This window comes from Kitasatospora sp. NPDC088861, assembly GCF_044750105.1.
Taxonomy (GTDB): Bacteria; Actinomycetota; Actinomycetes; order Streptomycetales; family Streptomycetaceae; genus Kitasatospora.
On the sequence record NZ_JBIVJF010000001.1, the window covers coordinates 267152 to 281691 of the forward strand.

General features: G+C 73.6%; 12 protein-coding genes and 1 tRNA gene. 8 read left to right on the forward strand and 5 right to left on the reverse strand.

Annotated elements, in window-relative coordinates; genetic code table 11:
- Positions 1–28 precede the first annotated feature (28 nt).
- From ACIP37_RS01115 to ACIP37_RS01150, 8 genes are all read left to right on the forward strand, one after another.
- The gene (locus ACIP37_RS01115) at positions 29–991 is read left to right on the forward strand and encodes a TauD/TfdA family dioxygenase (RefSeq protein ID WP_400803896.1); all 963 of its coding nucleotides are present in this window, start codon (positions 29–31) and stop codon (positions 989–991) included.
- 264 nt (positions 992–1255) lie between these two features.
- Positions 1256–2020, forward strand: a complete 765-nt coding sequence (locus ACIP37_RS01120) for a DUF4097 family beta strand repeat-containing protein (RefSeq protein WP_400326935.1) — start codon at positions 1256–1258, stop codon at positions 2018–2020.
- A 3-nt stretch (positions 2021–2023) separates the two neighbouring features.
- The gene (locus tag ACIP37_RS01125; RefSeq protein WP_363623113.1) at positions 2024–2920 is read left to right on the forward strand and encodes an ABC transporter ATP-binding protein; all 897 of its coding nucleotides are present in this window, start codon (positions 2024–2026) and stop codon (positions 2918–2920) included.
- Entirely contained in the window at positions 2920–4524 is a 1605-nt protein-coding gene (locus ACIP37_RS01130) for an ABC transporter permease (protein WP_400803900.1), read from the forward strand. Before ACIP37_RS01125 ends, ACIP37_RS01130 begins: the two co-directional genes overlap by 1 nt.
- Before the next feature lie 198 nt (positions 4525–4722).
- Positions 4723–5976 carry a sensor histidine kinase gene (locus ACIP37_RS01135; RefSeq protein ID WP_400803903.1) on the forward strand — a complete coding sequence of 418 codons (1254 nt, stop codon included), beginning with the start codon at positions 4723–4725 and terminating at the stop codon, positions 5974–5976.
- Positions 5973–6650, forward strand: a complete 678-nt coding sequence (locus ACIP37_RS01140; protein WP_363623107.1) for a response regulator transcription factor — start codon at positions 5973–5975, stop codon at positions 6648–6650. Before ACIP37_RS01135 ends, ACIP37_RS01140 begins: the two co-directional genes overlap by 4 nt.
- A 467-nt stretch (positions 6651–7117) precedes the next feature.
- Positions 7118–7888: an ArsR/SmtB family transcription factor gene (locus ACIP37_RS01145; RefSeq protein ID WP_400843029.1), complete on the forward strand. Its 771-nt coding sequence runs from the start codon at positions 7118–7120 to the stop codon at positions 7886–7888.
- Positions 7889–8079: 191 nt separating this feature from the next.
- Complete coding sequence (locus ACIP37_RS01150) at positions 8080–9036, forward strand: TauD/TfdA family dioxygenase (RefSeq protein WP_400803909.1); 957 nt, start codon at positions 8080–8082, stop codon at positions 9034–9036.
- 71 nt (positions 9037–9107) lie between these two features.
- On the opposite strand, the gene ACIP37_RS01155 is transcribed toward ACIP37_RS01150, so the two are convergent.
- The 5 genes from ACIP37_RS01155 to ACIP37_RS01175 all read right to left on the reverse strand — a co-directional run bounded on the left by ACIP37_RS01155 (position 9108) and on the right by ACIP37_RS01175 (position 14380).
- Positions 9108–9181 (reverse strand) — tRNA-Thr (locus ACIP37_RS01155).
- An 82-nt stretch (positions 9182–9263) separates the two neighbouring features.
- Complete coding sequence (leuE, locus tag ACIP37_RS01160) at positions 9264–9929, reverse strand: leucine efflux protein LeuE (protein WP_400326991.1); 666 nt, start codon at positions 9927–9929, stop codon at positions 9264–9266.
- 89 nt (positions 9930–10018) lie between these two features.
- Positions 10019–11644: an alpha/beta hydrolase gene (locus ACIP37_RS01165; protein WP_400803913.1), complete on the reverse strand. Its 1626-nt coding sequence runs from the start codon at positions 11642–11644 to the stop codon at positions 10019–10021.
- A 140-nt stretch (positions 11645–11784) separates the two neighbouring features.
- Entirely contained in the window at positions 11785–12906 is a 1122-nt protein-coding gene (locus ACIP37_RS01170; RefSeq protein ID WP_400803916.1) for a hypothetical protein, read from the reverse strand.
- A gap of 262 nt (positions 12907–13168) precedes the next feature.
- Positions 13169–14380 (reverse strand): DNA polymerase III subunit delta', encoded by a 1212-nt coding sequence (locus ACIP37_RS01175; RefSeq protein ID WP_363627900.1) that lies wholly within the window; start codon positions 14378–14380, stop codon positions 13169–13171.
- Positions 14381–14540 lie beyond the last annotated feature (160 nt).

Sequence of the window (14540 nt, forward strand, 5' to 3'; positions counted from 1 at the left end):
GCGCACCGACGCGAAAGAAAGGAAAGCGGTGTCCACGCTGCGGTTGCACGATGAAGAGCGCGACGAGATCGCGGTTCTCGCCGATGAATTCCTGGAGTCCCTGAACGGCGACCAGGACCCCTCGCGGATGTCCGCGGCTGCCACCGGCGCCGCCCAGCGGCTGCCGGAGCGGCTGCGGACCTTCCTCGCCGCGACCCGCACCGGCGAGGAGGCCATCACCGTGGTCTCCAACCTTCCGGTCCGGGCCGACCTGGAGCCCACCCCGCTCGGCTGGGAACCGGCCGCCAAGCTCGGCGCGGGCTGGCACGAGGAAGGCGTGCTGGCCCTGGTCGGCGCCGGGCTCGCCGAGCCGTTCGGCTGGACCAGCCAGCAGGCCGGCCGGCTGGTCCACGACGTCTGCCCCACCCCCGAGGACGACAACTCGCTGACCAGCGCCAGCAGCACCAGGGAACTCAACTTCCACACCGAGGACGTCTTCCACCCCTGCCGCAGCGACTACGTGGCCCTGCTGTGCCTGCGCAACCCCACCCAGGTGGGCACCACCTACGTCCGCGCCGAGGCACTCGACCTGCCTCAGAACGTCCGCGAGGTGCTGTTCCAGGAGCGCTTCCTGTTCCTCCCGGACGACTCCCACAACCTCGGCTCGCTGCCCGACAGCGCCGGCGACGGCTCGCAGCTCGGCGCCGTGCTGTTCGGCCCCCCGAACGCCCCCTACCTGCGCTTCGACATCGACTTCATGCGCCCGCTGCCCGGCGACGACGCGGCCGCCGAAGCCGTGGAGACCGTCCAGGCCGTCCTCGGCGAGCACGTGGAGCGGATCTCGCTCGCCCCCGGCGACCTGGTCTTCGTCGACAACTTCCGGGTGGTGCACGGCCGGGAGTCCTTCCGCTGCCGCTTCGACGGCACCGACCGCTGGCTCAAGCGGGTCAATCTCACCCGCGACGCCCGGCGAATCAGCGCCGTCACCGGAAAGCGGACCGTGCTGATCTGAGGTCGGAGCCGACGGCCCGCGACAACCGCTTCCGAACACCCCTTCCCCGCCCGCCCGGCACGGCCTTCACCGGCCCGTGCCGGGCGGGCGCTCTTTCCCCGGGGAATTCGTATAGTGAACCCCCGGTCCACCCCCGTCCGTTCATCCGTGCCGCCCCGGCCGAAAGAACGAGAGCGCGTCCTCGGCCAAAGGAACGAGACGCCCCGCCGATCTCTCCCGAAAGGCGGATGTCGCCGCCCCGGCCCCGCCGGGAGCATGACGGGTATGAAAATGTCGACCGCCAAGCTGGCCTGGGTGGCCCCGATCTCCGCACTGGCCATCGCACTCACGGGCTGCGGTGTGAGCGACGACCTGGACGCCCAACCCCGCAACGATTCCAAGGACTTCGGCTTCCAGGGCACGCACCTCACCGTGGACACCGACAAGGATGTGACCCTGGTGCCCGCCGACGGCACCACCCTCAGGGCCGACCGCAGGCTCGCCGGCCAGGCCGCGAAGGACGGCAACGCCGCCTGGACGCTGGAGGGCGAGACCCTCAAGCTGTCCGGCAAGTGCAGCGGCATCGTCCTCAACTGCAAGGCCCAGTACACCGTGCACGTCCCCAAGGGCGTGGCCGTGACCGTCCAGGGCAGCGGATCGGCCGGCATCACCGCCAAGGGCATCGACGGCAAGCTCGACGTGAAGACCGAGCAGGGCTCGGTGGACCTCGACGGCCTCGCCGCGCCGCTCACCGTCCGCACCGACAAGGGCAAGGTCGACGCGAGCGGCCTCTCCTCCGCCGACGTGGACGTCGCCAACGAGAACGGCAGCGTGAAGCTGACCTTCGTCAAGGCGCCCGACAAGGTCAAGGCCGAGTCCGACACCGGCAGCATCACCGTGCGGGTCCCCGAGGACGGCACCCGCTACCACGTCGAGGCCAAGGCCGGCTCGTCCAACCCCCACGTGGAGGTCGGCGAGGACCCGAACTCCGCCCACGCCATCACCGTCGCCTCCAAGGTCGGTGTCGTCCGCGTCAACACGAAGGACTGAGCGATGGAACTCCAGATCACCGATCTGACCAAGGAGTACCGCGGCGGCAAGCGAGCGGTGGACTCCTTCTCGCTGACCCTGCGCCCCGGCGTGCTCGGCCTGCTCGGCTCCAACGGCGCCGGCAAGTCCAGCCTGATGCGAATCCTGGCCACCGTCACCAAGCCGACCTCCGGCCGGGTGTTCTGGAACGGCACCGACATCGCCGAGAACCCCGGCCCGCTGCGCCGCACCATCGGCTACCTGCCACAGGACTTCGGCGTCTACCCGCAGCTGACCGCCCGCGAGTTCCTCTCCTACCTGGCCTCGGCCAAGGGGCTGCAGGGCCGTTCCGCGAACGCCCGGATCACCGAGCTGCTCGACCTGGTCAACCTCTCCGGAGCCGCCAAGCAGCGGCTCGGTTCGATGTCCGGAGGCATGCGCCAGCGGGTCGGCATCGCCCAGGCGCTGCTCAACGACCCCCAGCTGCTGATCGTCGACGAGCCGACCGTCGGCCTCGACCCGGAGGAGCGGATGCGGTTCAGCAACCTGCTCACCGGCCTCGGCTCCGAGCGGATCGTGATCCTCTCCACCCACATCGTCTCCGACGTGGCGGCCACCGCCGACCGGATCGCCATCATGGGCAAGGGCCGGCTGATCCACCACGGCACCCCGGAGGAGCTCCTGCGGCTCGCCGAGGGCTCGGTCTGGGAGCTCACCGTGGCCTCCGACCAGATCCCGGCCCTACGCTCGCGGTTCGTCCTCGGCGGCACCACCCGCACCCCGCAGGGCGTTCGCGCCCGGGTGATCTCCCCGCACGCGCCCGCCCAGCACGCCGAACCGGTCCCGCCGGGGCTCGACGACGCCTACCTGCTGCTGACCTCCGCCCCGGCTCCGGCCGTCCCGCAGGCGGTGGTGCGCTGATGGCGGGCACCGTCACCGCGCTCGCCCTCGCCGACTTCCGGGAGCGCCGACGCCGTCCCGCCTACCTGGTGGTCCTGCTCGGCACGCTCGCCCTGGGCCTGCTGGCCGCCCCGGTCGGCTCCTCGACCTGGCAGGTCTTCCAGATCAGCGGCTACCGGGGCCTGTACACCAGCGGCTACGTCGGCACCGTCACCGCGCTCGGCGGCGCTGTCTGGTTGGCGCTGGCCGGCTTCAACATCACCCGCGGCACCGTCCCCAAAGACGAGCGCAACGGCGTCGGCCAGATCCTCGCGGCCACGCCGATGACCCGACCCTCGTACCTGTTCGGCAAGTTCTGCAGCAACCTGCTGGTGCTCGGCTCGATGCTGCTCGCCCTCGCGGTGACCGCGTTCGGCGTGCAGCTGGTCAAGGGCGAGTCGTACCACGTCGACGTCGTGCGCCTGCTGCTGCCCTTCGTCCTGATCACGCTCCCGCTGCTGGCCCTCGTCGCGGCCTGCGCGGTGCTCTTCGACACCCTGCCGGGCCTGCGCGGCGGCGTCGGCGCGCTGATCTGGTTCGTGGTCTGGCTGGTCGGCATCATGGCCTCCCAGGCCTCCGGCGCGTACGACCTGCTGAGCATGGAACGGATCAGCGAGTCGATGCGCCAGGCGATCTCGGCGGCCGGGCACCCGGCCGAGGCAGTGCGCTTCGGCGTCGGCCTCACCTCCGACGACAAGACCCCGGTCACCTTCGACTGGCAGGGCCTCGGTCTCGGCGATCTGGGCGGCGGCCTGCTGGCCAACGCCGCGCTGCTGGTGGCCGGTTCGCTGGTGGCCGCGCTGCTGTCGGTGCTCTGGTTCCGCCGCTTCGACCCGTCCGCCGCCATCGGCGCGGTCGGCGCGCTGGTCCCGGGCGCCAAGGGCGCGGCCGACCGGACCGGTGCCGAGCACGCCGACCACGCCGAGGAGCCGGCCGCCGGCGCGGGCACCTCCTTCGGCCTCGACCCGTCCCTGTTGACGCCGCCCCGGATGGGCTCGTCCTTCCTGCCCACACTGGTCGGCGAGGTACGCGTCCTGCTCCAGGGCATGCGCTGGTGGTGGCTGGGCACGCTGGCCCTGGCCGTGCTCGCCGCGTTCGTCCCGAGCGGGAACGTCCTCCACCCGGTGCTGCCGCTCACCGTGCTCTGGCCGGTGCTCATCTGGTCCCGGATGGGCAACCACGCCGGCGCCGGGAGCATCGACGACCTGCTCGCCGCCTGCCCGGCCGCAGGCCGCCGGCTGCTGGCAGGACTGCTCGCCGGGATCGCCGTGGCACTGGCCGTCACCGCGGTGCCGATCGTCCGGCTGATCGCCTCCGGCGACACCGGCGCGGCGGTCGCCGCCCTGGTCGGCGCCCTGGTGGTGCCCGCCCTGGCGATGCTCTGCGGGATCGTCAGCCGCGGTCCCCGGCTGTTCCAGGCGCTCTACCCGCTGCTCTGGTACGCGATGTTCAACCGCATCCCCGAGGTCGACTTCCTCGGCGTGGCGGAGGGCAAGGGCCCGGGCACGGCCGCGGTGGCCGCCGCCGCGGTGCTACTGGCCGCCCTGGCTCTCGGCGTGGACTCCGTACGGCGCGCCAACCGCTGAACCACCGCCCTCCGGGACAGGCCCGGCCGGCCCCGGCCCCAGGCCCGAGCGGCGCCCGGCACTCCCGTCCGGGCGCCGCTCCGACCGTCCCCGGCCAGCCGACGGCACCGACCGCCCGACCTACCCGCTCCCCCGCGACCTTCCGGCCTCCCGTTCCCTGATCGACCGTCCGACTCCACCGACCCGAAAGGCCGGCCCGTGCGGCTCCCCAGCCTCCGAGACCTCCTCGCCCAACCGGCCCCGGACCAGGCGTCCCCGGCGACGCCGGTGTCCACCCTGCCGCGCGCCGCCCGGGCCGCCCTGGCGGTCGGGTTCGGCGTGCTGTGGCTGCTGGACCTGGCCATGAGTCTGGACACCGCCGGACCACTGCTGCCGCTCGCCGGGCTGGTCCCGGCCGCCCTGGTGCTGTTCGGCCCGCGCGGCCGGCCCGAGCTGCGCGCCGGGGCGGCCGCGCTCTGGTCGCTGGTCTGGTCCGCCGTGGGCTTCGTCCGCGGCACCGAGCAGGACTCCCCCGGGCTGATGGAGCTGCTCGCGCTCAGCCTCCTGCTGATCACCACCGCCCGGCACATCCGCGCCCGCGCCGCCGTCCTCGGCACCTGCGCCGCCCTGGTGATCGCCCTGCTGGGGCTGGCCGCACGGGTCTCCCGCAGCACCTCCGGGACGGTGCTGACCGTCGTGCTGCTGGCCATCGTCGCCGGCGTCGCGATCGCCCTCGGCTGCTACCTGCGCGCGGCCGACACCCGCCGGCTCCGGGCGGTGGAACAGGTTCGCCGCGACGAACTGATCGACCTCGCCAACGACCTCAACGACTTCGTCGCCCACCACGTCACCGGCATCATCGTGCTGGCTCAGGCCGGCCGGGCGATCTGGCAGACCGCGCCACAGGAAGTCGTCCCGATCTTCGACGACATCGAGCAGGCCGGCAGCGAATCCCTGGAGTCGATGCGGCAGTTGGTCACCATGCTGCGCGAGGGCACCGACCTGGCCGCCGCCTCGCCGCTCTCGGGGCAGGGCATCGCGCACATACCCGTCATGGTGGAGTCCTTCCGCCGGGGCGGCGCCTCGGTGGACCTGCAACTGGACGAGGCCGCGCTCACCGCCCGGCTCGCCCCCGAGATCGCCACCACCGCGCACCGGGTGATCACCGAGGGCCTGAGCAACGTGCGCCGGCACGCCCCGGACGCCACCGGGGTCACCGTACGGATAGGCCTCGGCCCGTCCACCCTGGAGGCCACCGTGCGCAGCGGACCGCCGCGCGGGGGAACGGCCCGCAAGGGTCTGCGTGTCCCCCACCTCGGACAGCAGGACCTCGGCCTCCTCGGGCTCCAGGAGCGCGTCCGGGCGGTCGGAGGAACGCTCACCGAGCGCCCGGACGATGCGGGAGGATGGGAGCTGACGGCCCTGCTCCCCGTGAGGAACACGGACCCCAGCACTCGGAGGATGCCGGCATGACCATCAAGGTGCTCATCGCGGACGACCAGGACATGGTCCGCACCGGCTTCCGGCTGATCCTCGACAGCCAGCCCGACATCGAGGTGCTCGGCGAGGCCGCCGACGGCGCCACCTGCGTCGAACTCGCCCGCCGGCTGAGGCCCGACGTCTGCCTGGTCGACATCAGCATGCCCCGGCTGAACGGCCTGCAGGTCACCCGGCTGCTGGCCGGCCCCGGGGTGAGCGACCCGCTGCGGGTGGTCGTGGTCACCACCTTCGACCTGGACGAGTACGTCTACGGCGCGCTGCGCGGCGGCGCCCAGGGCTTCCTGCTCAAGGACAGCGGATCGACCCTGCTGATCGAGGCGGTCCGCGCGGTCGCCGCCGGCGACGCGATGGTCTCCCCCGCCGTCACCGTGCGGCTGCTCAAGCGGCTCTCCGCCGCCGGGCCCGGGGCGGCCCAGGCCGCCGCGACGACGCTCTCCCCGACCGTCCTGACCGACCGGGAACTGGACGTGGCCCGGCTGGTCGCCCGCGGCCGCACCAACCAGGAGATCGGCGAGACGCTGGCCATCTCCCTCTCCACCGTCAAGTCCCATCTGGCCAGCGTCCAGACGAAGTTGAAGGTTCGCAACCGGGTCGAGATCGCCGCCTGGGCCTGGGAGGGCGGCACCATGCAGCGGGGTGAGGGATAGGGACGACACCCAGGTAGAACACCCTCTGTTCGCCGCACCTCCACCGCCCCCACCCTTCCTGTCACCGAGTGCGACCCCCTGGCCCGATCCTGCGGATCTCCCGAACGGGGGATACCCCGGCGCGCCGGCGAACGGCGATGATTGCCCCCAGTCGAATGAGGGGGAACTTCGGCCGAACGTCCGCGTGGCCGAGTTCTCTTCGGGGGAAGGGGAACACGTTCGTGAGCCGCATCGTCTTTTCCATGGAGGACCTCGTCCGCGTCCGGGTCGCCGGACCACCGACAGCCGAGGCCGAGGCGGCGTTCGCCTTGGACAACTGGTCGAAGAACTCGGGTGGTTACTTCCGAAGATGGCATCAGACAGTCACCAACAGCGTACGGAGCCGAGAAGAGCTCCAGCGTCTGATACACCGCTTCGACCTTTCCGGACGGACCATCTGGGATCTGCTCGGCGCTCCGCCACCGCAGGTGGACGATCCGTCCGACCCGTTACCGCGGCTTCCGGAACGAACCACCGGTGAGGACCTCCCCTCCGGACCGGACGGCCTGGTCCAGGAGTTCGGCACGATCGCCGTCCTCCCGTACTGGCAGGCCATCCACGCCCGGCTGGTCCGCGACACCGACGCCTACCGGCAGATCATGAGCGCCTCCGGAGTCGAGACGCTGCTCCAGGCCCTGCACCCGCGCGTCCACTGGCGGGCACCGGTTCTGGAGGTCGAGGACGACCGGGACGAGACCATCGAGCTCAGCGGCCGCGGCCTGCTCATCACGCCGTCGCTGTTCCTGACCGCGCCCGCCGTGGTCCCGCCGCACGCCACCGTGGTCAAGGCCGAACCGGCCCCGGCCCTGGTCTTCCCGATACGCCCGGACTCCCGCGGGGACGCCGTGCTCGGCACCCGTGAGGCCGAGCGGCCGCTCGACCCCGCCCAGGGCGAGGCCCTCGCCAGCCTCGTCGGCAAGACCCGGGCCGCCCTGCTGGAGGCCCTGCTCAACGGCAGCACCAACGGCGAACTCGCCGACCGCGTCGGCGTCTCCAACGCCGCCGTCAGCCAGCACACCTCGGTCCTGCGGGCGGCCGGCCTGATCGCCACCCGTCGCACCCGCAACCTCGTCCTGCACACCGTGACTCCCCTGGGCCGTTCCCTGCTGAACGGCGGCACCCGTCTCCTGGCCCACCCCCCGGGCACGGCGCCGCACCGGAACGCGCCCCACGGCCGGTCCGTCCTGGCCGGCCGGTAGCCCTCGGCCCACCGCCGGGTCCGCGGCCCCACCGCGGCCCCGGCCCCGCGTTCGCCAGACGTTTTCGGGCCTCTCTTAATCGCCTGTCCCCGGCAGCGGCCACGCGGCGAAGATGACAGCGTTCCCGATCCCCGACACCACCGCACAGACGAGGTGAAGCCGCCGTGACGAGATCGCGTACGGATCTTGAAGTGTCCTTCCTCGAAGAGAGCGGGACGGTGCAGCCCGTCGCCGCCGTTCCCGACCGGACGGAGCGCGGCGAGTGGCTGCTCGCCCACCGCCCCGAACTACGCCGACTGACCCTGCGCCACGGCTCGCTGAGGCTCATCGGCGCCGCAGTCGCCTCCACCGACGAGCTGGCCGGCGTGGCCGCCGTCCTCGGCGGCGGCGCCCTGGAGTACACCGAGCGCTCCACCCCGCGCTCGCGGGTCGCCGGCAGCGTCTACACCTCCACCGAGTACCCGGCCGACCAGCGCATCCCCCAGCACAACGAGAGCTCCTACTCCTCGCGCTGGCCGGACCACCTCTTCTTCCTCGCCACCCGCACCCCGAGCACCGGCGGCCAGACCCCGGTCGCGGACAGCCGCACCGTCCTCACCGAGCTCCCGGCCGAGCTGGTCGAGAAGTTCTCCGCCCTCGGCGTGCGCTACACCCGTGCCTACCACGACGGCATCGGCCTCTCCTGGCAGGAGGCCTTCCAGACCGAGGACCGCGGGCACATCGAGGCCTACTGCCGCGACAACGGCATCGCCTGGGAGTGGGAGGGCGACCTACTGCGCACCAGCCAGGTCCGCCCGGCGCTCACCCGGCACCCGGTGACCGGCGAGACCGTCTGGTTCAACCAGGCCCACCTCTTCCACATCGGCTCACTGCCCGCGAAGACCACCGAGGCCCTCCTCGCCGTCTTCCCCGAGCAGAACCTGCCGCGCAACGCCTACTTCGGCGACGGCAGCCCCATCGACGCCGACACCCTGGCCGAGATCCACGCCGCCTTCGACCGCACCACCCTCGCCCCCGACTGGACACAGGGCGACGTCATGGTCGTCGACAACATCCTCGCCAGCCACGGTCGAGCCCCCTACAAGGGCGACCGCACCGTCCTGGTCACCATGACCTCCGCCACCTGGGCCGACTGGCCCGCCCCCTGATCCCCGCCCCACTCCACCCCACGCACGCAAAAGCCCCAGGTCACGGCGAGTGAGTCCTGGGGCTTCTACAGAGCCGCCTGCGGGATTCGAACCCGCGACCTACGCATTACGAGTGCGTTGCTCTGGCCAGCTGAGCTAAGGCGGCGCCGTTGTCACGCGTGGTGGCAACGCGGGCCAGTCTACACAGGTTTCGCGGGTGATCCACACCCGGTTGGCGGGGGTGGGGGTCAGGCGGAGGAGACGGCGAGTTTGGCGGCGAAGCCGGCGAAGAGGACGGCGACGCCGCTGGTGAGGGTGGCGGAGAGGCGACGGCGGCGGCGGAAGGCGGTGGCGAGGGTGGTGCCGGCGAAGATCAGCAGGGAGAGGTAGAGCACGCTGAAGGTCTGCAGGATGCCGCCGAGCAGGCCGAAGGAGAGGGCCGGCTGTCCGTAGGCCGGGTCGACGAACTGGGTGAAGAAGGAGAGCAGGAAGAGGATCGCCTTCGGGTTCAGCAGGCTGATCACCAGGGCGCGGCGGAACGGGCGCTCGACGGGTTCGGCGGCCGGTTCGGCGGTGGCGGCGGGGTTGTCGGGGTTGTCGGCGGTCCGGCGTTCGCGCCAGAGCTGGCGGGCGGCGCGGAGCATGCCGTAGCCGATCCAGAGCAGGTAGGCGGCGCCGCCGAGCTTGACCACGGCGAAGACGGCCGGGTTGGCCTTGAGGAGGGAGGCGGCGCCCAGCGAGGTGAGGCTGATCAGGGTGAGGTCGCCGACGAAGACGCCGGCGGCGGCCTGGTAGCCGGTCCGGATGCCCTTGCGGGCGGCGACGGACAGCACGTACAGGGAGTTGGGGCCGGGCAGTAGGACGATGACGAGGGCGCCGAGGACGTACGTCGCCAGGTCGTTGACTCCGAGCACGGTGCGCTCCGGGGAGGGGAGGGGATGAGGGCGGGGGGCGCTCATCGTAACGTCGCACCGGCGGTCGGTTGAAGCGGAAACCATCCCGCCTACCGGGTGCAGCGCGCGCCCGGCTCCGGTGCCTCGCCCGCCAGCAGGTAGCGGTTGACCGCGCCGTCCACGCAGGCGTCGTGGTGCGCGTACGCGGTGTGGCCGTCCCCGTCGTAGGTGAGCAGGCGTCCGGACTCCAGTTGCCCGGCCAGCGCCTGGGCCCACGCGTACGGGGTGGCCGGGTCGCGGGTGGTGCCGACGACGACGATGGGGGCGGCGCCGGCGGCCCGGATGGTGTGCGCCGTGCCGGTGGCCCGGACCGGCCAGTAGGTGCAGGCCAGCGCCATCCACGCCATGTCGCGGCCGAAGTGCGGCGAGGCCTGTTCGAAGTCCGGCACGGCGCGCTGGACGTCCTCCGGCCCGGCGAACGGGGCGGGCAGGTCGAGGCAGTTCACCGCCGTGTTGGCGAACATCAGGTTGGGGTACGAGCCGTCCGCCTCGCGCCCGTAGTAGGAGTCGGAGAGCCTCAGCAGGCTGGTGCCGTCGCCGGCCTTGGCGTCGGTGAGCGCGGTGCGCAGTTTGGGCCAGAGGAAGTCGGCGTACATGGCCTGGATGACGCCGGTGGTCGCCTGGGCCTCGGTGAGTCGCCGGCCGTGGTCGGTGCTGGGCAGCGGGCTGGCCTGGACGGTGGCGAGCAGGGCGGTGAGCTGCTCGCCGATCTGCTGTTCGGTGCGGCCGAGCGGGCAGTCCTCGTGCTTGGCGCAGTCCTTGGCGAAGGCGGCCCAGGCCGTCTCGAAGCCGCCGGCCTGGGTGCGGTTGCCGGTGACCGAGTCGAGCGACGGGTCCACCGCGCCGTCCAGCACCAGCCGCCCGACCCGGCCGGGGAAGAGCCCGGCGTAGGTGGCGCCGAGGAAGGTGCCGTAGGACTTGCCGACGTAGTTCAGTCGCTCGTCGCCGAGCAGGGCGCGCAGCACGTCCATGTCGCGGGCGGCCTCGACGGTGCCGAGGTGGCCGAGCGCCGCCCCGGCGCGCTGGCGGCAGCCCTCGGCGAACTCCTTGTCGGCGGCGACCAGGGCGTCGATTCCGTGCTGGTCGCCGGGGGTGAGGTCGACGGCGGTGTAGGCGTCCATCCGGTCGCCGCTCAGGCAGGTGACCGGGTTGCTGCGGCCGACCCCGCGCGGGTCGAGGCCGACCAGGTCGTACCGGGCGCGCACGCCGCTGTCGTACGTCCGCGCGGTGGCCTCCAGGTACTCGACCGCCGAGCCGCCGGGCCCGCCGGGGTTGAGCAGCAGCGAGCCGAGCCGGCCTCCCCCGGTCCCCTCCTCGGAGCCCGAGCCCGAGCCCGAGCCCGCCGGGACGGCGGTGGCGCGGGCCGCCACCAGGGTGAGGTCACCGTCGCCGGGGCGGTCGTAGTCCAGCGGCACCCGGAAGGCGGTGCACTCGAATCCGCCGTCGCACGGCTGCCAGTCGAGCCGCTGCGCGTAGTACGGGGCCAGCCCGGCCGGGACGGCGGCGGGCAGCGGCTCCAGCGGCGTGACCCCGGGCGCGGCCGGGCTGGACGGCCCGGCGCCCCCCGCCCCGGACGAACCCGCTGAACCCGAGGAACCCGAGGAACCCGCACCGCACCCGCCCGCCAGCAGCCCGACGGCGAGCGCCGCCGCCAGTACCCGCCCGGTGGCCCTCATCCGACCCCTCGCGATCATCCGAGCCCTCTCGATCGTCACCCAGGGTCGTCGCCCGGCGACCCGACTCGCATTGCACCACAGCACGCCGCCCGGCACCCGCTACGGGCACCGGGCGGCGACGCCCCGTCCGGGACGGCGGCTCAGGACGCCTTGGCCAGCGCGTCGGCCAGGTACTGCGCCGCCTGCCGGACGAGCCGCATCCGCTCCCGGTCGGGGGTGTAGTCCTGCACGTTGTCGGAGATCTTCACCTCGGCCTTGGCCGCCGGTCCGGCCCCGGCCGTGAGCGCGGCCTGGAGCTTGCGGGCCGCGTCCAGCCCGGCCGTGTCGGCCTTGGCGGCGGCCAGCAGGAGCTTCGCCGCGCTGCCGGCCGGGGCCTCAGCGCCGGCCTGGGTGAGCGCGGCGGCGTCGTAGCGGCCGGACACCGCGGCGGCGGCGCCGTACAGGTCGGGGCGGGACAGCCCGGCGGCGGCGGCGCACGGCGCACCGCCCTCGACGCCGAGGGTGCCCCAGGAGGCCGGGCCGGGCGCCAGGATGCGGAACGAGGCGGCGATGGCGGCGCGCAGCGTCTCGTCGTCGGCGACGGCGGCCGGCGCGGCGGCGACCAGGTCGCAGGGGTGCGCGGTGCCGTTCGGCGCCTCGGGGGCGACCAGGATGAAGGGGCGGGCGCGGCCGGTCTGCAGGGCTGCGGTGAGGCCCTCGAAGACGTCCGGGACCTCGGCGTCGGCGGTCTTGCGCGGGGTGGCCGCCTGCATCACGACGACGGGGAAGCGCGCGTTCGGCTCCTTGGCGTACTGCGGCGGGAGCCAGACCCGGACGGTGCGCGGCTGCCCGTCCGGACCGGGCACGGCGGACTGCAGCAGCTCGCCGCCGCCCGGCTGGCCGACACCGTCGAAGTGGCTCACGGCGGCGGAGGCCGCGGCCGGCTCCGCCACGACGGGCGGCGCCGGCTGCTGCCGGACCGCCGGTCCCCCGCCCTGGCCCGTACCCGCCGCGTCGACCACCGGCTCGGCCCGGTCCGATTCCTGGCCGCGGGGGGTCAGGCCGCCGAACGCCCCGAGCGCCGTGAGCAGCGTCAACGCGGTGACGCAGACCCCGCAGATCATCGCTCCGGCCGCCCGCACCAGCATCGGCCAGCGTTCACCGGCCAGTTCGTAGGTCGCGGCGGCGCGCAGGTCGCGCCAGCGCTGGAGCGCGCCGCGGGCCAGCCAGATCCCGCCCAGCGCGGCCATCAGCAGAGGGATGACGAGGAGCGAACGAACCATGGGACGCACCGCCTCGGGAGGAGGGCCGGCGCCGGACGGGACCCGGTGCCGTACGGGGGCGACGGCCCCGGCACCGGGGCACAGTCGGCCCCCAGCGTGCACAACGGGCGGACGGTCACACGCGGGTGTGCCCGGCGCGTATCGATCATTCACTCGAAGGTGGGACAACGGGACGGCTCCGGGAGGCCTACGCCGGGCGTTCAGCCCGACGGGCCCACCCCGAACGGCCCGACGGCCCGGCGGCCCGGCAGCGCGGTTCAGCTCAGCCCGCGCGCAGCGCCACCGTCATCGCCTCGACGGCGAGCAGCGGATCCACGTTGCGGTCCAACGCCTGCCGACAGGCGAGCACCGCCTCGATCCGGCGCAGCGTGCTCTCCGGCGGGCCCTCCTGCGCGACCCGGTTCAGGGCCTGCCGCTGGTCCTCGTTGGCGAGGGTGCCGCTGGAGCCGAGCTGCAGCGCGAGCACGTCCCGGTAGAAGCCGAGCAGGTCGAGCAGTGCGACGCCGAGGGTCTCCCGGCGGGTGCGGGTGGCCCGGCTCTTCTGCCGCTTCTCCAGTTCCTTGACCGCCCCGGCCATGCCGCGCGGCGCCTTGCTGCCCTCGGTGGCGCCGTAGGCGGCCTTCAGGTCGTCGGTCTCCTTGGCGTCCTGGGTCTCGGCGAGCGCCTCGGCGTCGGCCTTGGCGGTGTCGACGAGGCGCTGGGCGGCGGCCAGGCAGCCGCCGATGTCGGCGACCTCCAGCGGGATCCGCAGCACCTCGGCGCGGCGGGTGCGGGCCTGGTCGTCGACGGCGAGGCGGCGCGCGCGCCCGACGTCGCCCTGCCCGGCGAGCGCGGCCAGCCGGGCCGTCTCCGGGTCGACGCCGTCGCGGCGGACCAGCATGTCGGCGACGGCCTCGGCGGTGGGCGTGCGCAGGACGAGCAGGCGGCAGCGCGAACGGATGGTCGGCAGCACGTCCTGGACGGAGGGGGCGCAGAGCAGCCAGACGGTGCGCGGGGAGGGCTCCTCCACGCCCTTGAGCAGCGCGTTCGCGGCGGCCTCGGTGAGCCGGTGGGCGGCGTCGACCAGGATCACCGACCAGCGGCCGCCGGTCGGGTAGCTGGAGGCGCGCAGCACGAGCTCGCGCATGTCGCCGACGCCGATGGACAGGCCGTCGGTCCGGACGTACTTGACGTCGGCGTGGCTGCCGGCCAGCACGGTGTGGCAGCCGTCGCAGAACCCGCAGCCGGGCGTACCGCCGAGCGCGAGGTCCGGGCTGGTGCACTGGAGGGCCGCGGCGAACGCGCGCGCAGCGGTGACCTGCCCGGCCCCGGGCGGGCCGGTGAACAGCCAGGCGTGCGTCATCAGGGAGGCGTTCCCGCCCGGCTGCGGGCCGGCTCCGCGGCCGGCCGCGATCGTCGCCCCGGCCGACCGGGCGGCGGCGGTCAGCTGCTCGACCACCCGCTCCTGGCCCACCAGGTCGTCCCAGACGGCCACTGCTGCTCCCAAGCTCCGTACGGCAGCGCTCCCGGCGCCTCTTCCCCGCCGTCGAGCATACGTGTCCGCTCCGACAGCCACGGCGCCCTCCGGGGTGCCCACCACCGAAGGAGGCGCCCCGACGCCGAAGGCGACGGGCGGCGCCGCCGGGGCTCTCCAC

Coding starts and splice junctions, on each gene's coding strand:
- ACIP37_RS01170 (WP_400803916.1), bottom strand. CDS start 12,906: ATGGTTCGTTCGCTCCTCGTCATCCCTCTGCTGATGGCCGCGCTGGGC.
- ACIP37_RS01125 (WP_363623113.1), top strand. CDS start 2,024: ATGGAACTCCAGATCACCGATCTGACCAAGGAGTACCGCGGCGGCAAG.
- ACIP37_RS01140 (WP_363623107.1), top strand. CDS start 5,973: ATGACCATCAAGGTGCTCATCGCGGACGACCAGGACATGGTCCGCACC.
- ACIP37_RS01120 (WP_400326935.1), top strand. CDS start 1,256: ATGAAAATGTCGACCGCCAAGCTGGCCTGGGTGGCCCCGATCTCCGCA.
- ACIP37_RS01165 (WP_400803913.1), bottom strand. CDS start 11,644: ATGAGGGCCACCGGGCGGGTACTGGCGGCGGCGCTCGCCGTCGGGCTG.
- ACIP37_RS01130 (WP_400803900.1), top strand. CDS start 2,920: ATGGCGGGCACCGTCACCGCGCTCGCCCTCGCCGACTTCCGGGAGCGC.